Source organism: Frankia sp. QA3, from assembly GCF_000262465.1.
Classification (GTDB): Bacteria; Actinomycetota; Actinomycetes; order Frankiales; family Frankiaceae; genus Frankia.
This window is the reverse complement of sequence record NZ_CM001489.1, coordinates 6,817,196-6,841,723: the sequence shown is the minus strand read 5'-3', so window position 1 is coordinate 6,841,723 and position 24,528 is coordinate 6,817,196. Positions and strand designations below refer to the sequence as shown.

The 24,528-nt window shown below is 73.3% G+C and carries 18 protein-coding genes and 1 pseudogene; 6 read left to right on the top strand and 13 right to left on the bottom strand.

What is annotated here, in order from left to right; translation table 11 throughout:
• The first annotated feature begins 105 nt into the window (after positions 1-105).
• Positions 106-2,085 carry an acetoacetate--CoA ligase gene (locus tag FRAQA3DRAFT_RS27995; RefSeq protein ID WP_009742421.1) on the top strand — a complete coding sequence of 660 codons (1,980 nt, stop codon included), beginning with the start codon at positions 106-108 and terminating at the stop codon, positions 2,083-2,085.
• A gap of 212 nt (positions 2,086-2,297) precedes the next feature.
• Here the strand turns inward: FRAQA3DRAFT_RS27995 and FRAQA3DRAFT_RS27990 are convergent, their stop codons facing one another.
• Complete coding sequence (locus FRAQA3DRAFT_RS27990; RefSeq protein ID WP_009742420.1) at positions 2,298-3,566, bottom strand: RNA polymerase sigma factor; 1,269 nt, start codon at positions 3,564-3,566, stop codon at positions 2,298-2,300.
• Between the two features lie 666 nt (positions 3,567-4,232).
• On the opposite strand from FRAQA3DRAFT_RS27990, the gene FRAQA3DRAFT_RS27985 reads away from it, so the two are divergent.
• Positions 4,233-5,570: a trehalase family glycosidase gene (locus FRAQA3DRAFT_RS27985; RefSeq protein ID WP_009742419.1), complete on the top strand. Its 1,338-nt coding sequence runs from the start codon at positions 4,233-4,235 to the stop codon at positions 5,568-5,570.
• On the opposite strand, the gene FRAQA3DRAFT_RS27980 is transcribed toward FRAQA3DRAFT_RS27985, so the two are convergent.
• The 4 genes and pseudogenes from FRAQA3DRAFT_RS27980 to FRAQA3DRAFT_RS27965 all read right to left on the bottom strand — a co-directional run bounded on the left by FRAQA3DRAFT_RS27980 (position 5,542) and on the right by FRAQA3DRAFT_RS27965 (position 11,012).
• Positions 5,542-5,943, bottom strand: coding sequence for a type II toxin-antitoxin system VapC family toxin (locus FRAQA3DRAFT_RS27980; protein ID WP_198286979.1), 402 nt, complete (start codon positions 5,941-5,943; stop codon positions 5,542-5,544). The genes FRAQA3DRAFT_RS27985 and FRAQA3DRAFT_RS27980 overlap by 29 nt on opposite strands.
• 273 nt (positions 5,944-6,216) lie before the next feature.
• Positions 6,217-9,177 carry a vitamin B12-dependent ribonucleotide reductase gene (locus tag FRAQA3DRAFT_RS27975; protein WP_009742417.1) on the bottom strand — a complete coding sequence of 987 codons (2,961 nt, stop codon included), beginning with the start codon at positions 9,175-9,177 and terminating at the stop codon, positions 6,217-6,219.
• Between the two features lie 749 nt (positions 9,178-9,926).
• A pseudogene (gene nrdR / locus FRAQA3DRAFT_RS38990) lies at positions 9,927-10,379 on the bottom strand (transcriptional regulator NrdR); the annotation flags it as partial.
• A 384-nt stretch (positions 10,380-10,763) separates the two neighbouring features.
• Positions 10,764-11,012, bottom strand: a complete 249-nt coding sequence (locus FRAQA3DRAFT_RS27965; RefSeq protein ID WP_232291794.1) for a LysM peptidoglycan-binding domain-containing protein — start codon at positions 11,010-11,012, stop codon at positions 10,764-10,766.
• A 678-nt stretch (positions 11,013-11,690) separates the two neighbouring features.
• Between FRAQA3DRAFT_RS27965 and lexA the strand changes: the two genes are divergently transcribed.
• Positions 11,691-12,455, top strand: coding sequence for a transcriptional repressor LexA (gene lexA / locus FRAQA3DRAFT_RS27960; protein WP_009742414.1), 765 nt, complete (start codon positions 11,691-11,693; stop codon positions 12,453-12,455).
• 114 nt (positions 12,456-12,569) lie between these two features.
• On the opposite strand, the gene hflX is transcribed toward lexA, so the two are convergent.
• Positions 12,570-14,030: a GTPase HflX gene (hflX, locus tag FRAQA3DRAFT_RS27955; RefSeq protein ID WP_009742413.1), complete on the bottom strand. Its 1,461-nt coding sequence runs from the start codon at positions 14,028-14,030 to the stop codon at positions 12,570-12,572.
• A 206-nt stretch (positions 14,031-14,236) separates the two neighbouring features.
• On the opposite strand from hflX, the gene FRAQA3DRAFT_RS27950 reads away from it, so the two are divergent.
• Positions 14,237-15,313, top strand: coding sequence for a helix-turn-helix domain-containing protein (locus tag FRAQA3DRAFT_RS27950; RefSeq protein WP_009742412.1), 1,077 nt, complete (start codon positions 14,237-14,239; stop codon positions 15,311-15,313).
• Here FRAQA3DRAFT_RS27950 and FRAQA3DRAFT_RS27945 read toward each other — a convergent pair.
• The 7 genes from FRAQA3DRAFT_RS27945 to miaB form a co-directional block, all read right to left on the bottom strand.
• Entirely contained in the window at positions 15,238-15,648 is a 411-nt protein-coding gene (locus tag FRAQA3DRAFT_RS27945; RefSeq protein ID WP_009742411.1) for a VOC family protein, read from the bottom strand. The two genes, FRAQA3DRAFT_RS27950 and FRAQA3DRAFT_RS27945, sit on opposite strands and share 76 nt — an antisense overlap.
• 214 nt (positions 15,649-15,862) lie before the next feature.
• Entirely contained in the window at positions 15,863-16,903 is a 1,041-nt protein-coding gene (gene dapF, locus FRAQA3DRAFT_RS27940) for a diaminopimelate epimerase (RefSeq protein WP_009742410.1), read from the bottom strand.
• A 42-nt stretch (positions 16,904-16,945) separates the two neighbouring features.
• On the bottom strand, positions 16,946-17,836 hold the full coding sequence (locus FRAQA3DRAFT_RS27935; RefSeq protein WP_009742409.1) for an EAL domain-containing protein: 891 nt from the start codon (positions 17,834-17,836) through the stop codon (positions 16,946-16,948).
• Positions 17,837-17,944: 108 nt separating this feature from the next.
• Entirely contained in the window at positions 17,945-18,856 is a 912-nt protein-coding gene (miaA, locus tag FRAQA3DRAFT_RS27930) for a tRNA (adenosine(37)-N6)-dimethylallyltransferase MiaA (RefSeq protein ID WP_035923639.1), read from the bottom strand.
• 62 nt (positions 18,857-18,918) lie between these two features.
• Positions 18,919-19,734 (bottom strand): alpha/beta fold hydrolase, encoded by an 816-nt coding sequence (locus FRAQA3DRAFT_RS27925; protein ID WP_035923637.1) that lies wholly within the window; start codon positions 19,732-19,734, stop codon positions 18,919-18,921.
• Positions 19,735-19,795: 61 nt separating this feature from the next.
• Complete coding sequence (locus tag FRAQA3DRAFT_RS27920; RefSeq protein WP_009742406.1) at positions 19,796-20,566, bottom strand: class III extradiol dioxygenase subunit B-like domain-containing protein; 771 nt, start codon at positions 20,564-20,566, stop codon at positions 19,796-19,798.
• Positions 20,563-22,074 (bottom strand): tRNA (N6-isopentenyl adenosine(37)-C2)-methylthiotransferase MiaB, encoded by a 1,512-nt coding sequence (gene miaB, locus FRAQA3DRAFT_RS27915; RefSeq protein ID WP_232292175.1) that lies wholly within the window; start codon positions 22,072-22,074, stop codon positions 20,563-20,565. Before miaB ends, FRAQA3DRAFT_RS27920 begins: the two co-directional genes overlap by 4 nt.
• A 545-nt stretch (positions 22,075-22,619) precedes the next feature.
• On the opposite strand from miaB, the gene FRAQA3DRAFT_RS27910 reads away from it, so the two are divergent.
• Entirely contained in the window at positions 22,620-23,354 is a 735-nt protein-coding gene (locus FRAQA3DRAFT_RS27910) for an amino acid ABC transporter ATP-binding protein (RefSeq protein WP_009742404.1), read from the top strand.
• A 139-nt stretch (positions 23,355-23,493) separates the two neighbouring features.
• Positions 23,494-24,480 carry a glutamate ABC transporter substrate-binding protein gene (locus FRAQA3DRAFT_RS27905; RefSeq protein ID WP_035921627.1) on the top strand — a complete coding sequence of 329 codons (987 nt, stop codon included), beginning with the start codon at positions 23,494-23,496 and terminating at the stop codon, positions 24,478-24,480.
• Positions 24,481-24,528 lie beyond the last annotated feature (48 nt).

Below are 24,528 nucleotides of genomic sequence, written 5' to 3'. Positions count from 1 at the left end.
CCGTACGTCCACCCGAAATGGCCTAGGGTCAGTGCCCGTGGCAGCAGACGAACGGCACCGCAGCGTCCGGCGCCGGCGGGCGCGGAGCACCCCGCGGCGGCCGGCATGACCCGGGTGCGTCCCGGCACGCCGTTGTGGGAGCCCTCCGCGCGGCGCATCGAGCAGGCCGCGGTGACGAACTACCGCGGCTGGCTCGCCGCCGAACGCGGGGTGGATCTCGGCGACGAGGCGGCCCTGTGGGAGTGGTCGGTCACCGAGCTGAGCCCCTTCTGGGAGTCGATCTGGGACTTCTGCGCCGTCGAGGGCGAGCGCGGCGACGGCCCCGCCCTCGCCGACGCCAGCATGCCGGGCGCCGTGTGGTTCCCCGGCGCCCGGGTCAACTACGCCGAGAACGCGCTCACCCGCCGGGGCGCCGCGCCGGCGGTGATCGGCGTGCGCGAGGACGGGGCGACCGCCGTGGTCTCCTGGGACGAGCTGCGCCGCCAGGTCGCCCGGGCCGCGGCCGGCCTGCGCGCCCTCGGTGTCACCGAGGGCGACCGGGTCTGCGCCGTGCTGCCGAACACCGTCTACGCCACCGTGGCGATGCTCGCGACGGCCAGCATCGGCGCGGTGTGGTCGTCGTGCTCGCCCGAGCTCGGCACCACGGCCCTCGCCGCCCGTTTCGCCCAGATCGCCCCGAAGGTACTCATCGGCGTCGACGGCTACACCTACGGCGGCAGGGGTTACGACACCGTCGCCGCGCTGGCCGCGCTCGCCACCGACCTGCCCGGGCTGGCCGCGACCGTGATCGTGCCCTACCTGGCGCCGGACGCGTTCGCCCGGGCCCGCGGCGCCGGGCTGCCGGGCCTGCTCACCTGGGACGAGCTGATGGCCGCGGAGACCGCCGAGCTCGAGTTCACCCGGGTCCCCTTCGACGCGCCGCTGTGGATCCTCTACTCCTCCGGCACCACGGGGCCGCCCAAGGCGATCGTGCACGGGCACGGCGGAATCCTGCTGGAACATCTCAAGGCGCTGGCGCTGCACCTCGATCTGGGCCCCGACGACCGGTTCTGCTGGTTCACCACGACCGGCTGGATGATGTGGAACTACCTCGTCTCCGGCCTGCTGGTCGGCGCGACGATCGTGCTCTACGACGGCGCCGCCGGCTATCCGGCGCTCGGCACCCTGTTCGGCCTCGCGGAGGCGCTGGAGCTGACCTGCCTCGGCACGTCCGCGGCCTACCTGCAGTCCTGCCGGGACGCGGGCCTGGTGCCCCGCGAACATGCCGATCTGTCCCTGTTGCGCACCATCGGGTCGACCGGGTCGCCGCTGTCCGCCGCCGCCTACGCCTGGGTGTACGACGCGGTCAGCCCGCAGGTGATGCTGTCGTCGATCAGCGGCGGCACCGACGTCTGCACGGCGCTGGTGGCCGGGCTGCCGACCATGCCGGTGCGCGCCGGGGAGATCGGCTCCCGGGCTCTGGGCTGCGCCGTGGCCGTCTTCGACGCCGACGGCAAGGAGGTCGTCGACGAGGTCGGCGAGCTCGTCGTGACCGCACCGATGCCCTCGATGCCGCTGCGTCTGTGGGGCGATCCGGACGGTAGCCGGCTGCACGACAGCTACTACGCGACCTACCCCGGGGTCTGGCGGCACGGCGACTGGGTGCGGATCGCGCCTGACGGTGCCGTCGTCGTCGAGGGACGCTCGGATGCCACCCTCAACCGCGGCGGGATCAGGATCGGCACCGGCGAGCTCTACAGCGTCGTCGAGCAGCTTGCCGAGGTCACCGACAGCCTCGCCGTCGACACCTCGGACGCCCCCGGCGGCGGGGAGCTGCTGCTGTTCGTGGCCCTCGCCGAGCCGGGCCTCACCGCGGAGCTCGCGCAGCGGATCCGGCAGACGGTGCGCACCGAGCTCAGCCCTCGGCACGTACCGGACCGGATCCTCGAGATCGCGGCCGTGCCGCGGACCCACACCGGCAAGAAGCTGGAGGTTCCGGTCAAGCGGCTGCTCACCGGCGCGGCGCTGGCCGACGTGGTGAGCCTCGACGCGGTCGCCAACCCGGAGGCCCTGATGGCCCTCGCGGCCACCGCCGAGCAGGCCTGATCGGCCACCGCCACGCCGGACGCCTGACCGACCGCCGCGGGTCGGGTAGGCGCCCCAAGACAGCAAAGCCGGATCTTCGCTGGTCCCAGCGAAGATCCGGCTTCCATCGAACACACGGTCACGTCGTCACCGGCGTGCCGTGCCCCCCGTGGGGGATGCCACCCGTGACCCGGTACGTGCCCGCCGTGCCGGCGGTGTCCGGCCGCGAGCGGTCAGTCGAGAAACTCCCGCAGCCGACCGGCGACGGCGGGCTTACGCAGCTCACGCAGCGTGTCCCGCTCGATCTGCCGAATCCGCTCGCGAGTGAGCCCGAGCCGGTTACCCACCTCGGCGAGGGTGTGCTGCTTGCCGTCGGCGAGGCCGAAGCGCAGCCGCATCACCTCCCGCTCCCGCGGGTTGAGGCCACCGAGCACGTTCTCGATCTCGTCCTGCATCGCGCCGTACGAGGCGGCGTCGGCAGGGGAGGTCGCGTCCGAGTCCTCGATGAAGTCGCCGAGCACGGAGTCGCCGTCGTCTCCGACGGAGGTCTCCAGGCTCACCGTGTCCTGCGCGTAGCGGCGCAGCTCGACGACCTGCTCGATCGGCATGTCCAGCTCGAGGGCGAGCTCCTCGTCGGTCGGCTCGCGACCGAGGGTGGAGACGAGCTGACGCTGCAGCCGCGTGATCTTGTTGATCTGCTCGACCACGTGAACCGGGATCCGGATGGTCCGGGCCTGGTCGGCCAGCGCGCGGCCGATGGCCTGGCGGATCCACCAGGTCGCGTAGGTCGAGAACTTGTAACCCTTGGCGTAGTCGAACTTCTCCACCGCGCGGATGAGACCGAGGTTGCCCTCCTGGACCAGGTCCAGCAGGGTCATCCCGCGGCCGCTGTACTTCTTCGCGACGGAGACGACCAGGCGCAGGTTCGCCGAGACGAGCTGCTGCTTGGCAGCATGGCCGTCCTTGACGAGCAGACCCAGGTCACGGCATAGGTCCACGGGCAGGTCGGGGTCGGTCTCCAGCTTGTGCTCGGCGAAGAGCCCGGCCTCGACGCGCTTGGAGAGCTCGACCTCCTGCGCGGCGTTGAGCAGCGGCACCTTCCCGATCTCGCGCAGATACATGCGCACGAGGTCGGCGGTGCCGGCGTGCTCGGCGGTGGAGCGGGTGGCGGCGGTGACCTCGTCGGTCGTCTCCTCCTCTTCGAGGAGTTCGACGCCGGCGGCGTTCAACCGGGCGATGAGCGCGGGCAGCAGCTCGAGTCCGATGTCCGCGGACTCGAGCGCGTCGCGCAGCTCGGACCGGCTGATCTCGCCGGCCTCGCGGCCGCGCGCGATGACCTCGGCGACGGCACTCACATCGAGTTCGTCGCCGTCGTCGGGAACGGCGGCCAGCGAACGGCCGGGGGCGGTACGGGCAGAGGCAGCGGACCGGCGAGTGCGCCGCGGGCTACGCGGGCGGTTCTCGTCGGTGCGCTCGGCAAGTTCCAGGGCAGGCAGCGTCATCAGTGGCAAATCCGATGGTCGGTGCGGGTGGGACGTCTGTTTCCGTGCACGTGGGAGGTAACGAACGAAGTCGCGGAACCATTCCCCGTGCAGGCGCACCCGGACATCAGCGATCGCCGGGCCTACCGGCAGTGTAGACCCTGGCCCTCGAGACGCTGTACTCGCTGTCGCGAAGACTACCTGGCAGATCCCGTGGTGTGGCGCGTTCCGCGAACTATCTTGACCTTCTCGCGTGGCGACACCCCCGCCGAGGCCCCAGATCCTGAACGATGAGTACCCGACTGCTCGCTGGACGTGAGAATTTTTGGGTGGCTGCCGTCCGCACCACATTTTCCGTCCAGTACCGCCATCGGGCGACGTCGGTCATCCGACACCCCGACAGTGTCGTCGCGCCGCCCGACGCCCCCGCGCGGACCCGGCTCGACGCTCCGACCGGAGCCACCTCGGGCCGGATCGGCATACTCTCGCCGCCCACTCGGGCGGCACCCGCCGGACTGACCCACCCGGCCCGCCCGGACGCCGCCACGGCGCGTCCGGGCGTATCCCCGACCGCCGGTCGCCCCCCGCATCGGGTCGGCCGCGGGGCGACAACGAGGATTTCGTTAGGCAGACCACACCAGGGGTGCCCTCCACGTGTGCACAGCGTGTGACGGCTACTCTCACACGATGTCCGTCCCCAGCCTCCCGACAGAGCTGGCGGCGTTGCGCGAGACCGCGGTCTCCGTGCTGCGCGGCAACGACCTCGGCGACATCACCCGGCCGTCGCCGACGCTGTATCCACACCAGTGGCTGTGGGACTCCTGCTTCATCGCGATCGGGCTGCGCCATCTCGACCCACAGCGCGCCGCCGCCGAGATCCTCTCCCTGCTGCGCGGGCAGTGGCCGAACGGCATGATCCCGCACGTGATCTTCGCGGAGACCACCGACTTCTACCATGCGGGTCCGCAACGCTGGCGCTGCGACCGGGTGACGACCACCGCCGGCGGTGCGCAGAGCACCGGCGTCACCCAGCCGCCGATGATTGCCGAGGCCGCGGTGCGGGTCGGCGCCATGATGTCCGACTCCGCGCGCGGGGAGTTCTACCGCCGGCTGTTCCCCGGGCTGCTGCGCTTTCACCAGTGGCTCTACGACGAACGCGACCCGGACGACGACGGCCTGGTGTCCCTGGTGCACTCCTGGGAGTCCGGGATGGACAACACCCCGACCTGGATGGAGATCACCAGGCCGGTGGCGCCGCTGGGCGTGCGGGCGCTGCGGCGCATCAACGGCGACGACGCCCTGGACGCGCTGCGCCGCGATTCCAAGGAGGTCCCCTCCGACGAGCGGCTCACCTCGGGCGACCTGTTCACGCTGTACCGGATCGTGCGCGAGCTGCGCCGGGCGCACTACAACTTCCGCGAGATTCGGCGGACCATCGTCCCCCTCGTGCAGGACGTGGCGTTCAACGCGATCCTGGTCCGCGCCAACGAGCACCTGAGCACCATCGCCGCGGAGATCGGCGAGTCCATCCCGGCCAGGCTGCGCCGCTCGGCGCGCCGGTCCCGGGAGGCGATGGGAGAGCTCGTCGTCGACGGCGTGTACTACAGCCGCGACTTCCGGACCCGAACCCTGCTGCGCCACGAGACGATCGCCGGTCTGCTGCCGCTCTACGCCGGCGTCGTGCCCGAGGACCGCGTCGACGAGATGGTCAAGACGCTCACCTCGCCGCGCTACTGGTCGCGCTTCGGCGTCGCGAGCGTTCCCCTGGACGACCCGAACTTCCTGCCCCGCTGCTACTGGCAGGGCCCGCTCTGGATCAACATGAACTGGCTGATCGCCGACGGGCTGGAGCGCTACGGCCGGCTCGACGCCGCCGAGGACCTGCGCCGCAACACGGTCGACGTGATCGCCTCCTCCGGGGCGATGTTCGAGTACTACTCGCCGCTCGACGGTTCGGGCGCCGGCAGCAACCGCTTCTCCTGGACGGCGGCGCTGCTCATCGACCTGCTCGCCACCGAGCGCTGACGTCCGCTGCCCGCCCGGAGCCGGCGGACGGGCGTACGGGGCGGACGGGGCGGACGTGCACGACGACGACCCGGCTGTCCTGGGGACGGTCGGGTTCGTCGACGAGCCGGTGCAGGTCATCGACGTCGCTGGTCAGCAGGATGGCCGGCCGGTCCGCCCGCAGCGCCGTCGCGGCCACCACCGCATCGATGGCGCACCGGTGGCCGGACGGCCCGGTCGCGCCGAGCAGCTCGTCGGCCGACCGCGCCAGGTCCGGCGTCACCGGGAGCACCCGGATCCTGGCCAGCACGCGGTGCACCGCCGCATCCCGCGGGCCGCCCCGCAGCACCTCGGTCAGCGTGATCGAGCTGACGACGACCCCCGCCCCGGCCATGCGCGGTCCACAGGAACGCGCGCGCCCTCGCGTCACCCGAGGCGAGCTTGACCAGCCCGTCGCTGTCGAGGACCAGCGACCCGCCGGCGGCTACTCGGCGTCCGGCCACGAAGCGCCCGCCTCGGCAAGTGCCGCCTCCGGGACGGGGCCGTGCTCGATCTCCGTCGACACGTGGCGGTGCTACCACCGGTAGGAACGGGGCGAACCGTCGTCGACGGCTGGCGGCCCGGCCGGGTGAACCCTCCCGGCCGGGCCGCGGCCCCGCCGGCTGGCTCAGCTACAGCCGCTGGTGGAGCCGCACTGCTCGCAGACGTAGCAGCTCCCCGCCGGGCGCATCGTCACCCCGCAGGTGAAGCACAGCGGGGCGTCGACGACCGTCTGCGCGACCAGCGACTCGCCGGGAGACGCCAGCCGCAGCTCGCGGGCCACGTGCGCGGGCCCGTGCCCGACGGCCACGCCGTTGCTCCCCGACCCCGGCCGGCTCGCGGCCGGCACCGGCCCGGCGCCGGCCGGACCCACAGCCGGACGCGCGTCCAGACCCGGGGTCTGCGCGCCGGGCAGCGCGTCCGCGAGCGGCCCGGCGGACGCCTCGACGGCGTCGGCGACCGCGTCGGCCTGCGGGCCGTACCGGCCGTTGACCTCGCGGGTCCGCTCGGCCGCGGTGGAGATGCCGAGTTCGGCACGGTGGTCGGCGTCGAGGTAGTCCAGCGCCAGCCGGCGGAACAGATAGTCCATGATCGACTGAGCGATCCGGACGTCCGGGTCGTCGGTCATCCCGGCCGGCTCGAAGCGCATGTTGATGAACTTGCTGACGTACGCCTCCAGCGGCACGCCGTACTGCAGGCCGATCGAGATGGCGATCGCGAAGGCGTCCATCACGCCGGCCAGCGTCGAGCCCTGCTTCGACATCTTGATGAAGACCTCGCCGAGGCCGTCGTCCGGGTAGGAGCCCGCGGTCAGGTAGCCCTCCGCACCGCCGACGGCGAACGAGACCGTCTGCGACGGGCGGGTCTTCGGCAGTCGCCGGCGCACCGGCCGGTACTCCGCCTCGGCGGGCGCGAGGGTTGCCGGGGCCGCCAGGGCCGCGGCGGTGGCGGCGCTCGCCGCGGCGTCCCGCTTCGCCCCCCGCACGTCGGACAGCGGCTGGCCGACCTTGCAGTTGTCCCGGTAGATCGCCAGCGCCTTCAGACCCAGCCGCCAGCCCTCCAGGTAGATCTCCTCGACCTCCTCCACGGTCGCCGTCGAGGGCATGTTCACCGTCTTGGAGATCGCGCCGGACAGGAACGGCTGCACCGCGGCCATCATCCGCACGTGGCCCATCGGGGAGATGGCCCGCTCGCCGATCGCGCAGTCGAACACGTCGTAGTGCTCCGGGCGCAGGCCGGGGGCGTCGACGACGTGGCCGTGCTCGGCGATGTACTCGACGATCGCCTCGAGGGTCTCCTCCGGGTAGCCGAGCGCGCGCAGCGCCACCGGGACCGTCTGGTTGACGATCCGCATGCTGGCGCCGCCGACCAGCTTCTTCATCTTCACCAGGGCGAGGTCCGGCTCGATGCCGGTGGTGTCGCAGTCCATCGCCAGGCCGATCGTGCCGGTCGGGGCGAGCAGGCTGACCTGGGCGTTGCGCCAGCCGTGCTTGTCGCCGACGGTCTGCGCCCGCGCCCACTCCTTGGACGCCGCGGCGAGGACCCGGGTGTCCTCGGTGTGCACGGAGCGCACCGCGTCGTTCGCGGCGGAGTGCTTGCGCACCACCCGGCGGTGCGCGTCGGCGTTGCGGGCGAAGCCGTCGTAGGCGCCGACGATCCCGGCGAGCTCCGCCGAACGCCGGTAGGCCGTGGCGGTCATCAGCGAGGTGATCGACGCGGCGAGCGCGCGGCCGCCGTCGGAGTCGTAGGCGCGGGCGCTGGCCATCAGCAGCGCCCCGAGGTTGGCGTAGCCGATGCCGAGCTGGCGGTAGGCCCGGGTGACCGCGGTGATCTCCGGCGTCGGGAAGTCGGCGAAGCAGATCGAGATGTCCATCGCCGTGATGATCAGCTCGACGGCGGCGACGAACGCCTCGGCGTCGAACGTCCGGTCCGGGCGCAGGAACTTCAGCAGGTTCAGCGATGCCAGGTTGCAGCTTGAGTTGTCCAGGTGCACGTACTCACTGCACGGGTTGGAGGCGCTGATCCGGCCGCTCTCGGGACAGGTGTGCCAGTCGTTGATCGTGCCGTCGTACTGGATGCCGGGGTCGGCGCAGGCCCAGGCCGCCTCGGCGATGGTGCGGAACAGCCCCTTGGCGTCGATCGTCTCGATGGTCCGGCCGTCGAGGCGGGCCCGCAGGTCGAAGCTGCTCCCGTCGACGACCGCGCGCATGAACTCGTCGGTGACCCGGACCGAGTTGTTGGCGTTCTGGTACTGCACGGAGGCGATGTCGCGCCCGCCGAGATCCATGTCGAACCCGGCGTCCCGCAGCGCCCGGATCTTGTTCTCCTCCCGGGCCTTCGTCTCGACGAACTCGACGATGTCCGGGTGGTCGACGTCGAGCACGACCATCTTCGCGGCCCGCCGGGTCGCCCCGCCCGACTTGATCGTGCCCGCCGACGCGTCCGCGCCGCGCATGAAGCTCACCGGGCCGGACGCCGTGCCACCGGAGGACAGCAGCTCCTTCGACGAGCGGATGCGGGACAGGTTGAGCCCGGCCCCCGAGCCGCCCTTGAAGATCAGCCCTTCCTCGCGGTACCAGTTGAGAATCGACTCCATAGTGTCATCAACTGACAGAATGAAACACGCTGAGACCTGCTGGGGCGCCGAGGTTCCGACGTTGAACCACACCGGGGAGTTGAAGCTGAACACCTGGTGGAGCAGCATCCAGGTCAGCTCGTGCTCGAAGATCTCGGCGTCGGCGTCGGCGGCGAAGTAGCCGTGCTCGCGGCCGGCGGCGGTGTAGGCGTGCACGACCCGGTCGATGAGCTGGCGCAGGGAGGACTCGCGGGTCGGCGTGCCCAGCGCCCCGCGGAAGTACTTGCTCGTCACGATGTTCGACGCGTTGACCGACCAGAACTCGGGGAACTCCACCCCACGCTGCTCGAAGTTGACCGAGCCGTCCCGCCAGTTGGTCATGACGACGTCCCGGGTCTCCCAGGTGACCTCGTCGTACGGGTGGACGCCGGCGGTGGTGCGCGAGCGCCGGATCTTCAATCCGCCCGCCCTGGCCGCAGACCTGCCCGCCTTCGTGCCGCGACTTTCGGTCATGACGCTCCTCGTCCTGTCTTCTCATCGGCGCGCGCTGGCGCACTGGTGGTGGCATCCCCGCCCGGGCCCGGTCCACTGCACGCGTGGACGGTGGACCGCGGGCGAATCGGCGTGCCGGCCGACGCCGGACCCAGGCGGTCGACCGGGTCCGGAGGGATCGGCACGCATGACGAACACACCGAATCCGGCGGTCCGGGCCGCGTCCCGGCGCCGTCCCACCCCGGGCGCAGCCGGGCAGGGGTGACGGGCAGGGCGCGCGAAACCGGGCCGCGCGGGATCGGACGCCCACGCCGGCCGGGTCAGGTCGTCCCGTGCACACGGGAACGGGCCGGTGGGGCGGCGAAGCTGCTATGTGATCGGGCGGGACGCGGCCTCGGCGGCCCCGCGGCGGCCCGTCAGGTCCGGGTGGCCGGCGAGGCGCCGCGCGCGGCGCGCGCCCGGCCGACCTCGTACTCCCCCGCGGCCGGCTCGGCCCGGCCGAGCCCGCCCTCGACGATGTTCAACTGGTTCCCACCACCGCGGCGGCCCGGGGTCTCCGGGTCCTCGCGGACGGTGGCGAGCGTGTCCCGGCCTGAGCGGCCGGGGCGTCGCGTATCCGAGTCGGTCCGCCGGCCGCCGGGTGACGGGCCCGCTGGGCCGGCCCGCTGCGACGGGTCCGCCGGATCGGTGAACGCCCCGCCGGCGGGGCGGACGGCCCGATCATCCAGCTCGTCCAGGTCGTCCAGGTCGTCCGGCTCGGCGCCGCGGCGGGCGCCGGACGTCTCCGCCCGCAGCGCCGCGATCGCGCTCTCGAAGTCGCCGAGCGACTCGAAGGCCAGGTACACCGAGGCGAAGCGGAGGTAGGCCACCTCGTCGAGCTCGCGGAGCGGGCCGAGGATCGCCCGACCGATCGCCTCCGCGGGGACCTCCGCCGAGCCCGAGGAGCGCACGGCGTCCTCCACCCGCTGCGCGAGCAGGGCGAGATCGTCGTCGCGCACCGGCCGGCCCTGGCAGGCCTTGCGTACTCCGGCGATCACCTTCGCGCGGCTGAACGACTCCGCCACGCCGCTGCGCTTGAGCACCCGCAGCGACGCCTCCTCCATGGTGGTGAACCGGCGACCGCACGACAGGCAGGAACGCCGCCGCCGAATCGCCGAGCCCTCCTCGGCCTCCCGGCTGTCGACGACACGGCTGTCCGGATGCCGGCAGAACGGGCATCGCACGCGATACGCCTCCTTCGTCCGGTCCGGCGCGGACCGCCCGGCGCGACGGGAGGACGAGCCGCGAACCGGCCCGCCCCCACACCCACCGGGCCGCCCTGTGGACGGGCGGCCCGTGCCTCTGTGGAAAAGCCTGTGCATCAAGCTGCGGATGACTTACACCCTCGTAAGCACCAGATGTTGTGTCCAACCTAGCGCACAACCCCAGTGATGGGGACACCGACCCCCCGCGTGTCACACGGGGGCATCAGCCCGCGGGGGCACGACAACCCTGAGCAAGGGTGCCTCACCCGCCCGCTGCCGCCGGGCACCGGCCCGTCACGGCGGCGAGCCGCCGAGCGCCGATCGGGACCGGACGGTGGCGGACCGGACGGGCCGACCGGTGGATCAGTCCAGCAGCAGGAACTGGCCGGGGGTGAGCTCGACTGAGGGGAGATGGTTGATCCGCCTCAGCCGATCCACGACGGCGCGGGTGTCGGCGTCGGGATCGAGCGCGACGGCGATCTCCCACAGCGTCTCGCCGGCGAGCACCAGGTGACCCCGCGGCGGCTCGCCCGACCACGCGATCGAGGCGCGCGGCAGGACCAGTACCAGCACCGCGGCAATGGCCAGCGCGACGACGGCGACCACGACCACCCGGCCGCGGCGGGTCAGCCGCAGCGGCGGCAGCGGCGCGCCGGCAGCGGCGCGCCGCGCCCGCGGCCGGGAACCCGCTCCACGGGACAGCCACCGGGAACTCGGCTGCCGGGAATCCCGCGACTGGAGACCCGGCGACTGGAGACCCGGCGACTGGAGACCCGGCGACTGGAGACCTGGCGGACGGGGGCGCGAGGCGTACGGACCCAGGGGGCGCACAGGCCTCCCGGCCACGACGCCGACGGCCGACCGGAGGCCCCGCGTCCCCGCCGGACCTCCCGCCGACCAGCCCTGGGCCCGACGCGCCGCCCGCTCCCGGGCAGCCGCCAGATCGACCACCTGCGTCGTGTGCGCGCTGTGCACGGCATCCTCCCAAGGCGCTCGGACCGTGTCGCCGACGCCACGAACTCCCGTTCGATCGAACTCCTGATCGATTGTTGCACTGGCGTCCCGCCGGGGAAAGAGACATGCTCGAACAGACGTTTGAGATTCCGCGACGGGGCGGTTACCGTCGAGACGATCAGGTTTGCACCGGGCGGTTTCCCGGTCGCGGACAGCCGGATGCCGTGGGGGGTGCCGGTCTCGCCGGGCGAGGCCGACAGCCGTGCGGCCGCCCGGCGTGGCGACCGAGCGGCGACCGGCCGGCGACGGAGTACGCGACGAGGAGAGCGGTAGGCGATGACCAGCCAAGGCAGGGGTACACGCCGGGGCGGGGCCCGCGGCAACGTGCGGGCCTTTCCCGAAAACCCCGCGGACGCAGCCGGCCTGACCCCCCGGCAGCGCAAGGTGCTCGAGGTCATCCGGGCCGAGGTGGAACGGCGCGGGTACCCGCCCAGTGTGCGGGAGATCGGGGAGGCGGTGGGGCTGACCAGCACGAGCAGCGTGGCGCACCAGCTCAAGGTGCTGGAGGAGAAGGGCTACCTGCGCCGGGACCCGAACCGTCCGCGGGCGATGGAGGTGCTCAGCCCCGATCGGCCGCGGCGCAAGGCCGACTCCGGCGCCGCGGCGGTGGTGTCGACGTTCCCGGGCGCCGCAGCCGCCCCGGCCGTCGGGGCGAGCGGCGAGGCGTCCGCGGCCTACGTACCGGTACTCGGGCGGATCGCCGCCGGCGGCCCGATCCTGGCCGAGCAGGCGATCGAGGACGTCTTTCCGCTGCCGAAGGAGATCGTCGGCGAGGGCACCCTGTTCCTGCTCCGGGTCGTCGGCGAATCGATGATCAACGCGGCGATCTGTGACGGGGACTGGGTGGTGGTCCGCCAGCAGCCGGTCGCGGACAACGGCGAGATCGTCGCCGCGATGATCGACGGCGAGGCGACGGTCAAGCGGCTGCGGGTCCGCGACGGCAAGGTCTGGCTGCATCCGGAGAACCCGACGTTCAGCGACATCCCCGGCGAGGAGGCGACGATCCTCGGGCGGATCGTCGCTGTGCTGCGCCGGGTCTGACCGTGGACGGCCGGCCGCGCGAGGCGGCCGGCCGGTTCGGCTGCCGCGGACCGGGCGGCATGCCGCCGATCGGGCCGTGATCGCCAGCGACGGGTCAGGTCCGGCCTTGGCGGGTCAGGGCTGGAAAGCGTGCAGCTCCGCGGCGAGCGACGGGGACACCCTCGCGAGCAGTCGGGTGCCGTCCGCGGTGTGCTCCAGCTCGAGCACCTCGCCATGGGCATGCACCCGGGAGACGAGATCGCCCCGCGTATAGGGGACGAGGACCTTCATCTCCACGTCGGGGTGGGGGACCCGGGCGGACAGGGCGTCGACGAGCGCGGCCAGCCCCTCCCCCGTGCGCGCCGAGACGAAGACCGCGTCGGGCGCGAGCTGGCGCAGGCCGGCGAGGACGGTCGGCTCGGTCGCGTCGACCTTGTTCACGACGATCAGCTCGGTCACGTCGCCCGCGTCGATGTCGTTGAGCACCTCGCGCACGGCCGAGATCTGGGCGGCCGGGTCGGGGGCGGAGCCGTCGACGACGTGCAGGATGAGGTCCGCGTCGGCGACCTCCTCCAGGGTCGAGCGGAACGCCTCGACGATCTGGTGCGGGAGGTGCCGGACGAAACCGACCGTGTCGGTGAGGGTGAACGCCCGGCCGTCCGGCAGCGTCGCGCGCCGCACGGTGGGATCCAGCGTGGCGAACAGCGCGTCCTCGACGAGGACGCCGGCGCCGGTGAGGCGGTTGAGCAGCGAGGACTTGCCGGCGTTGGTGTAGCCGGCGATCGCCACCGCGGGCACCTCGCCGCGCCGGCGGGCCGACCGCTTCGTCTCCCGCACGGTCGCCATCCCGGCGAGTTCCCGACGCAGGCGCGCCATCCGGGCCCGCAGCCGCCGACGGTCCGTCTCGATCTTCGTCTCGCCGGGTCCGCGGGTACCGATGGGCGCACGCCCGCCGCCGCTGGCCGCAGCGCGGGACATCGACTCACCCCAGCCGCGCAGACGGGGCAGCATGTACTGAAGCTGGGCGAGCTCGACCTGCGCCTTGCCCTCCCGAGACGTCGCGTGCTGGGCGAAGATGTCCAGGATGAGCGCGGTCCGGTCGATGACCTTGACCTTGACGACCTCCTCCAGCTGGCGTAGCTGGCCCGGGGTGAGCTCGCCGTCGCAGATCACCGTGTCCGCACCGGTCGCGGTGACGACCTCGGCGAGTTCACGCGCCTTGCCGGACCCGACGTAGGTCGAGGCGTCCGGCCGGTCGCGGCGTTGGACGAGCGCATCGAGCACCACGGAACCCGCCGTGGTGGCGAGGGCGGCGAGCTCCGCCATGGAGGCCTCGGCCGACCGCAACGAACCCGACGTCCACACGCCGATGAGGACGACCCGCTCCAGCCGAAGCTGGCGGTACTCGACCTCGGTGACGTCGTCGAGTTCGGTGGCCAGACCCGGCACGCGGCGCAGTGCCGCGCGCTCCTCCAGGTCGAAGCCATCCCCCGAATCGTCATAGAAACCCGAAAGGTACGCCGAATCGGAATCGGTGAGTTCGATGAGGGATCTGTCGAAAGTGGACGCCGTCAGGGCGTCGGCAGGAAGAGTCATACCATCCGTTCTCAACGCGGCTCGCTGCCGCGAGATTCCGCGCCGCTTCGTCCGGCCAGGTCACGCGCACGTTCCGGCGACCTGATGAGGTCCGCGGGGAGGGTGGGCGCCCGGCGCCCGGCCGCTACCCTTGCGGATTCACCCCGTCTCCGACCAGGGTCCCACGCCGCCATGACGATCGCGAACGGTTTGCCGGCTGGCACGCCGTGACCTTCGCACCGGACGGGACGGGCACCTGGACGGGACGGGCACCCGAATGGGACGCCGGCCGCGTACCGTCGACGCCCGTGTACCGGGAACGGCCGACGACCCGTCTGCCGGCGACGCTCTGGTCCGCGCAAGGCCCGTCCGGGCCCGCCACCGGCCTCGATCGAGCTGGTGCCGGCCGACCGCGGCGACGCCCTCCGGCGGGTGGCCCGGCCCACGACGGGCAGGCCGCGCAGGTCCACCGGATCCTGCCGGACGGCTGCATCGACATCATCTGGAGCTCCGACGGCCGGTTGATCGTCGCCGGCCCGGACACGGTCGCTAAGCTCGCGTGTTGGGCGCCGGGAGTGCGCCACCTCGGCCTGCGCTTCGCCCCCGGGCGCGGGCCGGCCCGGCTCGGGGTGCCCGCCGCGGAGCTGCGCGACCGCCGCCCGGAGCTCGCCGACCTGTGGGGCGCGGGGCCGGCCCGGCGACTCGCCGAACGGCTCGCCGACGCGGGCGACCCGGCGCTGGTGCTCGAGGCGTCCGTCGCCGCCCGCCCCCACCATCCGGGACTGGGCGATCCGCTGGTGCCGGCGATCATCGCTGGGATCCGGGCCGGATCGCCGGTGGCGGACGTGGCGCGCGGGGCCGCGCTCAGCGAACGCCAGCTCCTGCGCCGCTGCCGGCAGACGTTCGGGTACGGCCCGAAGACGCTCGCCCGCATCCTGCGGCTGCAGGAGGCGTTGCGCTCGGCGCGGACCGGCCGACGCCTGGCCGCGGTGGCCGCCGACGCCGGCTACGCCGATCAGGCCCATCTTGCCCGGGAGGTGCGCGCCCTGACCGGCGTCGCGCTGACCAGCCTGCTCGGCACCACCCGGCCGAGCAGCCCGGCACCGGCGGGCCTCGCGGACCCTCCGGGCCTGCCGGAACCTACGCGCCTGCCGGAACCTCCAGGGCTGCCGGGGCTGCCGGGGCCGCCGGGGATACTCGACGGGCCTGGGCCTGCCGGCCATCTCGGTCAGGGCGTCGGAACGGCGGGCAGTGGGGCGAACAGATCGACGTGGTTGCCGTCCGGGTCGAGGACGGTCGCGTAGCGCTGACCCCAGAAGGCGTCCCAGGGCGGTAGGTGGCCGGTGTGACCGGCGGCGAGCAGGTCGGCGTGGATCGCGTCGACCTCGGCGGGGCTGTCGCAGGCGAAGGCCAGGCTCACCCGCCCGGCACCGCTGGTCGCCGGCGTCCAGGCCGGGTCGAAGGAACGGATGACCTCCTCGGTGTCGAAGGCCAGGCGCAGGCCGCCGGGCAGGGTCACCTCGACGTGCGGTTCGGTCTCGGCGCCGGCCGGCAGGTCGAGCCCGAGCAGGCGGTAGAAGGCCAGGCTGCGGGCCATGTCGGCGACGATCAGGCCGGTGAGGTTGAACGTGGATGGCATGAGCGCACCGTAGGACGGCCCGGGCCAGGCGGTCTTGTCGAAAACGGACGTCGCCGTCCGAGGACACGCCCCAGGTCCTCCCGGTCATACCCGCGGGCAGCCAAGCGCCGGCGGGCGGGCCGCGGGCCGGTCGGTGGGCCTGGACGGAGCGTGTCGCTGGGCGTGGGCAGAGCGGGGTCAGTGGGCGTGAGCGGGGTCAGTGGGCAGATCGGGGTCAGTGGACGTGGGCGGAGCCGGGCAGCCCGGCGGCCGCCAGGATCTCGGTGGCGTCGGCGACCCCGGCAGCGTCCGCCGTCGGGGCGACCTCGCGCCCGCCCAGGGCCGCCGAGCGCAGCACGCCGTCGAAGACCAGCTCGGCCGGTCCCCGCAGCAGCACGGTGTCGCGGCGCCAGACGACCACCAGCCCCCCGCCGGGAACGTCGACCTCGACCTCGACCTCGACCGCCGTCGGCGGCGCCACGCCGGCGGCGTTCGGCACCCCCGACGCAACCGACGGGCGGGCAGCCGGCGCCACGTCCGCCCCGGCCGCGGGGCGCAGGCCGCGGCGGGCGGCCCAGGCCACCGCGACGGCGCAGGCGCCGGTGCCGCAGGAGGCCGTCTCCCCGACCCCGCGTTCGTAGACCCGCATGGCGACCCCGCCCGGCCGGTCCACGACGATCTCGACGTTCACCCCGTCCGGGAAGTCCACCGGGGAGAAGGCGGGGGGGCGGGTCAGGTCGAGGCCGCGCAGCGCGGGCACGTCGAGATCGTCGGCGAAGCAGACCGCGTGCGGGTTGCCCATCGACACCCCGACCGCCGTGAAGGCGCGATCGGCGACGGTCACCGCCGACCCGGACCCGGCGGACAGCCGCGGGGGGCCCATGTCGACCGTGACATCCCCCGTGGCCGGGACCTCCACGAGCCGCAGGCCGGCCCGGGTCGCGATGGTGAACCGGCCGGGCTGGGCGTAACCCGCGGCCACCAGGTAGCGGGCGAACACCCGGGCGCCGTTGCCGCACATCTCGGCGACCGACCCGTCGGCGTTGCGGTAGTCCATGAACCAGCGGGCGGTCCCGGCGAGGGGTGCGGCCTCGGGGACCGCGGCGGACAGCACGACCCGCAGCACTCCGTCCGCGCCGACGCCGGTGCGCCGATCGCACAGCGCGCGGACCAGGTCCGCGGTGAGATCAAGGTCGCCGTCGGGGTCGGGAAGCACGACGAAGTCGTTGCCCGTGCCATGGCCCTTGACGAAGCGCAGCTCCCGGTCGTCCCGCACGACGCGATCGTACGGCTCACCAGCCCGGGCCGCCGCCGCGCCTCACCCCGCGGCGGCGCGCACCCACTCCCGCATCCGGTCGTCGGTTCGCGCCGGGGGCCTGTACCAGCGGTCCGGGCGGCCCCGACCCAGCGCGATCAGCCGGGCGTCCTCCACCGGGACCGGCGGGCAGAACACCGGCCCGATCGCCCGGTCGCAGCCGAGGTCCACCACCCGGGTGGCCAGCCGCGCGGTGTCCACACCGTCGGCGACGACGGTCAGCCGCCGCTGGTGGGCCAGCCGGGCGATCGCCGCGACGACCGCCTCCCCTTCCAGGTCACGCATCGTCGCCCGCAGGAACACGCCGTCGAGCTTGACGAGGTCCAGGGGCAGCAGGTCGAACATCGCCAACGACCCGAACCAGGTGCCGAACGACTCGACGGCGATCGCGACGCCGAGGGCGCGCAGCCGCTCCAGCAGGCGGGGCACCACCGGCGCGGCGAGCCCGAGGTCCCGCTCGCTGAACTCCAGCCCGATCGCCCCCGCCGGCAGCAGCCGACCGGAGAGCAACCGGTCGACCTCGGCGACGAAGGCGGGGCTGGCGAGCTGGCGGCCATCGACGTTCACCCAAAGCCGGGGTGGCCGGATGGGCGTTCCGACGGCCATCCGGTGCCAGGTGCGCGCCTCGGTCACCGCCATCCGCAGGACCCACTGGTCGACCTGGTGCACGAGCCCGGCGGCGGCGGCGATCGGCATGAACTCCGCCGGGCCGAGCACTCCGCGCTCAGGATGCTGCCAACGCGGATGGGCTTCCATTCCCGGAACCGACCCGTTACGCAGGTCCACCTCGGGTTGGAAATGCAATCGCAACGAACCGTCATCGAAAGCGGCATAGAGGGCGGGGACGAGAGTCAGGTCGGGTGGGGAACCGGCAGCAGCGGAGGGCGCGGTCACATCGATCTCTCCAGACGCCGAGCGGGACCGGCCGCCGCACGCCGGGCGTCGGCGACGCCGGGGTTCGGCGCCGACCCGTCGCCCCGGAGCCGTTTGACCGATCACCCGTCAGAGCGAACCCACCAGCCGTAGCACCTGGGTGACATCCGGTTGGTCCAGCCAGACTATCCGCTCGTCCCGGCGAAACCAGGACCTTTGCCGTCGGGCAAAGCGTCGCGTCGCGGTAATTGTGGCCAGCTTGGCCTCCTCGGCGGAGTCCATTGCTCCGTCAAGCCAGGCGAGCAGCTGAGCATATCCCAGCGCACGGGACGCCGTACGACCTTCTCTAAGGCCCTTTTCCGTCAACCCCCGCACTTCGTCGGGAAAACCCGCACCCCACATTCTCTCCACCCGTTCGGCGATGCGATCGTCCAGATCGGTCCGGTCCACCCCGATCTGGACGACGTCGTAGACGGAGCGGTGCTCGGGCAGGGTGGCCTCGAAGGTGCCGGTCAGCTCGACGACCTCCAGCGCGCGCACGATCCGGCGACCGTTCGTGGGCAGGATCGCCTCCGCGGCCCGCGGCGCGCGGCGCGCCAGCTCGCCGTGCAGCGCCGGTGCACCGCGACTGGCCAGCTCCCGCTCCCAGCGGGCCCGCACGGCCGGATCGGTACCCGGGAAGGTCAGATCGTCGAGGGCGGCGCGCAGGTACAGCCCGGAGCCGCCGACCAGAACCGGGGTCCGGCCCGCCGCGAGCAGGTCGTCGATCACCCGCCGGGCGTCGGCCTGGAAGCTGGCGACGTCGGCGGTGCGCGTCACGTCCCAGACGTCGAGCAGATGGTGGGGCACCCCGCGGCGCTGGGCCGGCGGGACCTTGGCGGTGCCGATGTCCATCCCGCGGTAAAGCTGCATCGAGTCGGCGTTGACGACCTCACCGCCGAGCGCGAGCGCGAGCTCGATGCCGAGATCGCTCTTGCCCGCGGCCGTCGGCCCCACCACCGCCACCACCGGTCCCGACCGGGACCGCTCCCGCGTGTTCATCACCCCGATCGTGCCACGCGCCACCACGGCACCGGCACGCCCGCCCGGTCCGCGTCCCGGGCTCAGGCGGTCACACGGCCGGCGGAGCTGGCCTCGGCGACGACGGCGGACGCCGGCCGCCGCGCCGGCACGCCCGGCGTCCGCCAGAACCCGACCAGCGCGGCGACCAGCGCGTCCGGGGCATCGGCCGCCGGGTCGTGCCGGGCGCCCGGCAGCACCTCGTAGCGGGCCGCGAGCCGGCGGGCCATGTCGCCCTGCACGGCGGCCGGCCAACCGTCGTCACCGTCACCGTGCGCGACGAGCACGGGCAGGCCCGCGCCGTGGGCGGCGGCCGCCAGCTCCGCGACCCGGTCCGGGGTGTCGAGAAGATGCTGGGCGATCGCGACCAGGGAGGTCTGGTTGTGCGCGAAGAACCGCCGGCGCAGGAAGTCGGCCGCCGGCGCCGGGCGGGGCCGCTCCACGGCGTGCAGCGCCGCCCACACCGCGGCCGGTCCGCCCCGCTCCAGGACCAGCCGGATCGTGCGCATCGCGGCCTGGCGCCGGCCGACGATGCCGGCGGGTCCGGAGGACAGCAGGGTCAGCGTGCGCATCCGGCCGGGGTCGGCGATGACCGCCGCGCGGGCGACGAGGCCGCCGAAGCTGTGCCCGACCAGATGCACGGGCCCCCCGCCGAGCGCGTCGATCACGCGATGGACGTCGTCGGCGAACGCCTCCAGGCTGTACGCCGCGATCTCGTCGGGACCGGGCGACTCATGCTGGCCCCGCTGGTCGAGCGCCGTCACGGCGAACCCCGCCGCGGCCAGCGCCGGCATGATCGGCAGGAAGTCCTCCTTGCTCGCCGCGTAACCGGGCAGCAGGAGGACCCCCGGGGCGTCCATCGACCCGCACCGCAACGCGGCCAGGCCAGCGACCTCGGTCCGCCACACACCTACCGGCAGCTCAGCCGGGCTCCCAACCACGTTGCGCGCCCCCCCGATTCCATACGGCAACCAGATAGCCGACACCGTAGGGCGCGTCGTCATAGGTGAGCTCGCTGGACCAGGATTCGGATGGCGTGTCGTCCCGAGTCGCGGCGAGTAGCGCACCGGCGAGGACCTGCCACGAGGCCCGGCCGGCGGCCAGCAGATCGGCCGCCAGCTCCGGATCGAGGTCGAGCAGGGCGGCGGGATCGGGCCCGGCCAGGGCCGCCGCGACGGCGGCGTCGAAGGCCGCGGCGCGCTCGTCGAGCCCGCCCGGTGCCTTCAGCGTGCGCCGAGCCGACCCGTCGCCCATGACCAGCAGGGCGAGCCGCTCCCCCCGCCCCACCTGCGCGACCAGGCGTTCACCGAGTCCGGCCGCCTGCCGCGGGGAGTGGCCGGCCGGCACTCCGAGCGCCGTGCGGGCTCCGGACCAGCCGGCGCTCGCCAGCAGCCAGGCGCCGACGGTGAGCGACAGGGGCAGCGACGGCGCCGCGGCGGTGGGCCCGGCAGCCGGCGGCCCGAGCGGCACGCGCAGGTCCACCCCGAAGCCGGCGAGCGATCCCGTCGACTCGGGCCCGTAGCGCGTCTCGGCCGGCGCGTCCCCGACGACCACGATGCGAGCCGGCCGGGCGGCGCACAGCCGCCGCACCGCGTCCACCGCGGCGGCGCGGGCCTGGACCTGCTCGCCGCGACCGACCTCGGGGACCAGCAGCGGCGGGTGCGGGCAGACGGCCGCGGCGACGAAGGTCACCGGCGGCTCGGGCTCGGCGCCGGTCCCACCGACGGCATGCCGAGGGTGACGGCCTGCCGGGCCGCCGTCGCGCCGCCGCCGACGGCGGGGGCGGTGCGGCCGAGCTCCCAGGCGTCACCCGCGCGGGTGCGGCGGTGGGACAGCAGCGGCCCGTCGGCGGTGAGATGGTGCGGCGCGGCCCGCGTCACCACGGTCTCGACGACATCGCCGGGCCGCACCGCCGGTCCCGGACCGGGCGCGGGCGCGACAGGGCCCACGGCCACGCCGGCCGGAGCGCCGCCGGGTCCGGGCCGTGCGCCCGGATCGGCTCGGAAGTGGACGAGGCGCCCGTCGCGCGCCCGGCCGGACAACCGGCCGGTGGCGTCGTCCTTGCGGCCCTCGCCCTCCGCGACGAGCAGCTCGACCCGCCGGCCGACCAGCTCGCGGTTCTGCGCCCAGGAGACCTCGTCCTGCAACGCGACCAGGCGGGCATACCGCTCGGCCACCGTGGCCCGGTCGATCTGGCCGTCCATCGTCGCCGCCGGGGTGCCCGGGCGCGGGGAGTACTGGAAGGTGAACGCACCGGAGAAGCGGGCCTCGCGCACGACGTCGAGGGTGTCGGCGAAGTCCGCCTCGGTCTCGCCGGGGAAACCGACGATGATGTCGGTGGTGATGGCCGCGTCGGGCATCGCCGCGCGCACCCGCTCGACGATGCCGAGGAACCGTTCCCGGCGGTAGGAGCGGCGCATCCGGCGCAGTACCTCGTCCGAACCGGACTGCAGGGGCATGTGCAACTGGTGGCAGACGTTCGCCGTGGCGGCCATCGCCTCGATGACGTCGTCGGTGAAGTCCCGCGGGTGCGGCGAGGTGAAACGCACCCGCTCCAGCCCGTCGACCCGGCCGCAGGCGACGAGCAGCTTGGCGAACGCCCCCGGGTCGCCCAGCGAACGACCGTAGGAGTTCACGTTCTGCCCCAGCAGGGTGATCTCCAGTGCCCCCTCGCCGACGAGCGCCTCGACCTCGGCCAGCACGTCTGCCGGCCGGCGGTCGCGCTCGCGGCCACGCAGGCTGGGCACGATGCAGAAGGTGCAGGTGTTGTCGCAGCCCACGCTGATGCTGACCCAGGCCGAGTGGTGGCTGGCCCGGCGGGTCGGCAGCGAGCTGGGGAACACCTCGAGCGCCTCGGCGATCTCCAGTTCGGCCGAGGCGTTGTGCCGGGCCCGCTCCAGCAGCACCGGCAGGCGATGCAGATTGTGGGTGCCGAAGACGACGTCGACCCAGGGGGCGCGGTCGAGGATCTTCGAGCGGTCCTTCTGCGCCAGGCAGCCGCCGACGGCGATCTGCATCCCCGGATGGCTCTTCTTCACCGGGACGAGCTGGCCGAGATTGCCGTACAGCCGGTTGTCGGCGTTCTCCCGCACCGCGCAGGTGTTGAACACCACGACGTCGGCCTCGCTGCCGGGGGCGGCCGGGAGGTAGCCGGCGGACTCGAGCAGTCCGGAGAGCCGTTCGGAGTCGTGGACGTTCATCTGGCACCCGAACGTGCGTACCTCGTAGCTGCGGCCCTTCACGTCAACCAGCCTACGGCGCGTCGGTCGCGGCCCGTCCGGCGACCGGCGGCCGCGACCGGGGCGCGACTCCCGAGCGGGGCCGTGACCAGGGCGGACGGCGGTCGAGGCGCGGACACACCGCGGCCACGGCCGGCAAGACCGTGGCCGGCGGGCGGCGGCGGCAAGCGGCCGGCGGGCGGCGGCGGCAAGCGGCCGGCGGGCGGCGGCGGCAAGCGGCCGGCGGGGGGCGGCGGCAAGCGGCACCCGCGGGGCCGGCCGACGGCACCCGCGCCTCCGGCACGACGGGTGCACCCAAAATAATGTCGAGAAATATACAGATTCGCGGACTTCGGAGGCCCGTCGCGTATCATCCGCGGATGTCGCTGCAACGGTTCGGAAACGGAGCGGAGCGACCGTCCACCTGTCAGACCCACGACTGATCCGCGCGCCTGGCCCGTCCACCTGGGACCCGCCGGGATGCTCGGCCCAACACCACCGTTCTGCCATTGTGTCGGGAGGTCGATGTGCCCCTGGTAACCCTGGAGGGGGTTGGAAAGTCCTTCGGCGACAACCGGGTGCTGAGCGACGTCGACCTGTCCGTCGAGGCGGGGGAGGTCGTGGTCGTCATCGGCCCCTCCGGGTCCGGGAAGTCGACGCTGTGCCGCTGCATCAACCGACTGGAGACGATCGACGAGGGCCGCATCCTGTTCGAGGGCAGCCCGCTGCCCGCAGAGGGCCGGGAACTCGCCCGGATGCGGTCCCGGGTCGGAATGGTTTTCCAGTCGTTCAATCTGTTCGCCCACCGGACGATTCTTGACAATGTGACGCTCGGGCCGACGAAGGTGCTCGGGCAGAAGCGGAGCCAGGCCGAGGCCCGCGCCCGCGAGCTGCTGGCCCGGGTCGGCATCGCGGACAAGGCCGACCGGCTGCCCCGCCAGCTCTCCGGCGGCCAGCAGCAGCGCGCCGCCATCGCCCGGGCGCTGGCCATGGACCCGGCGCTCATGCTGTTCGACGAGCCGACCTCGGCCCTGGATCCCGAGATGATCTCCGAGGTGCTCGACGTCATGCGGTCCCTGGCCGCGACCGGGATGACCATGATCGTGGTCACCCACGAGATGGGCTTCGCCCGCTCCGCCGCCGACCGCGTGGCCTTCATGGCCGACGGCCGGATCGTGGAGATCGCGCCGCCGGAGGCCTTCTTCGGCGCGCCGAAGTCCGAACGGGCCAGGGACTTCCTGGCCAGGATCCTGCAGCACTGATCGGGCACCGCGCGGGCCACCCCCATGGCCCATCCGCGCGCCGGGCGAGAGCCATGCCGCAGGCAGCACCGGGACACCTCATCCGACACCAGACCCCGCTCCGGACCCCGCGGTCCGGATCACCGCGAGAGGATCGGTCATGCGTACACCGTTCAGTCGGGGCCGGCGGCCAGCCGCCGGACATCTTCCCGGGGACTCCGGCCAGCCCGGCGGGAGCTCACCCCGGCGATCCGGCGGGTCCGGCGGCGCCCGGCGGCGCGGCGGCGCGCTGCTGCTCGGAGTCGCGATGGTCGCCACCCTCGGCCTGACCGCCTGCGGGAGCGACGACGACGGGGACTCGGCCGCCCCGCAACCCGCGGTCAGCTTCGCCCCCGGCACCACCATGTCCCGACTCCAGGACGCCGGAAAGATCACCGTCGGAACCAAGTTCGACCAGAACCTGTTCGGCCTGAAGAACCTCAGCGGCAAGCCCGAGGGCTTCGACGTCGAGATCGCGGAGATCATCACGGACGCGCTCGGGATCCCCCGCGACAAGGTGAACTTCGTGGAGACGGTGTCGGCCAACCGCGAGCCGTTCATCCAGCAGGGCCGGGTCGACATGGTCGTCGCCACGTACACGATCAACGACAAGCGCAAGAAGGTCGTCGACTTCGCCGGTCCGTACTACGTCGCCGGCCAGTCGATCATGGTGGCGAAGAACAACACCGACATCACCGGCAAGGACTCCCTCGCCGGCAAGAAGGTGTGCTCGGTCAGCGGCTCCACCCCGGCGGAGAACATCCGCAAGGTGGCGCCCGCCGCCCAGCTGGTGCTGTTCGACGGCTACAGCAAGTGCGCCGACGCGCTGAAGAACGGGCAGGTGGACGCGGTCACCACCGACAACGTGATCCTGCTCGGCCTCATCGACAAGGACCCGGACGCCTTCAAGGTCGTCGGCGGCACCTTCACCAAGGAGCCGTACGGCATCGGGATCAAGAAGGGCGACACCGCCTTCCGGACGTTCATCAACAACACGCTCGAGGCCGCATACTCCGACGGTCGCTGGGAGAAGGCTTTCAGCTCGACCGTCGGGAAGGTGGAGCCGAACACGCCGACGCCGCCGGCCGTCGACCGGTACACCCCCTGATCCACGTGGCGCTGATCGGCTGGATCCACCGATCCGTCGATCCGCTGA

What these genes read in the sequence shown, in the direction of transcription:
- FRAQA3DRAFT_RS27905 (WP_035921627.1), top strand. Translation starts at nt 23,494, where the DNA reads ATGCGTACACCGTTCAGTCGGGGCCGGCGGCCAGCCGCCGGACATCTT.
- FRAQA3DRAFT_RS27975 (WP_009742417.1), bottom strand. Translation starts at nt 9,177, where the DNA reads ATGACCGAAAGTCGCGGCACGAAGGCGGGCAGGTCTGCGGCCAGGGCG.
- FRAQA3DRAFT_RS27980 (WP_198286979.1), bottom strand. Translation starts at nt 5,943, where the DNA reads ATGGCCGGGGCGGGGGTCGTCGTCAGCTCGATCACGCTGACCGAGGTG.
- miaA (WP_035923639.1), bottom strand. Translation starts at nt 18,856, where the DNA reads ATGAACACGCGGGAGCGGTCCCGGTCGGGACCGGTGGTGGCGGTGGTG.
- lexA (WP_009742414.1), top strand. Translation starts at nt 11,691, where the DNA reads ATGACCAGCCAAGGCAGGGGTACACGCCGGGGCGGGGCCCGCGGCAAC.
- FRAQA3DRAFT_RS27925 (WP_035923637.1), bottom strand. Translation starts at nt 19,734, where the DNA reads ATGGACGCCCCGGGGGTCCTCCTGCTGCCCGGTTACGCGGCGAGCAAG.
- FRAQA3DRAFT_RS27990 (WP_009742420.1), bottom strand. Translation starts at nt 3,566, where the DNA reads ATGACGCTGCCTGCCCTGGAACTTGCCGAGCGCACCGACGAGAACCGC.
- FRAQA3DRAFT_RS27945 (WP_009742411.1), bottom strand. Translation starts at nt 15,648, where the DNA reads ATGCCATCCACGTTCAACCTCACCGGCCTGATCGTCGCCGACATGGCC.
- FRAQA3DRAFT_RS27995 (WP_009742421.1), top strand. Translation starts at nt 106, where the DNA reads ATGACCCGGGTGCGTCCCGGCACGCCGTTGTGGGAGCCCTCCGCGCGG.
- FRAQA3DRAFT_RS27985 (WP_009742419.1), top strand. Translation starts at nt 4,233, where the DNA reads ATGTCCGTCCCCAGCCTCCCGACAGAGCTGGCGGCGTTGCGCGAGACC.
- hflX (WP_009742413.1), bottom strand. Translation starts at nt 14,030, where the DNA reads ATGACTCTTCCTGCCGACGCCCTGACGGCGTCCACTTTCGACAGATCC.
- miaB (WP_232292175.1), bottom strand. Translation starts at nt 22,074, where the DNA reads ATGAACGTCCACGACTCCGAACGGCTCTCCGGACTGCTCGAGTCCGCC.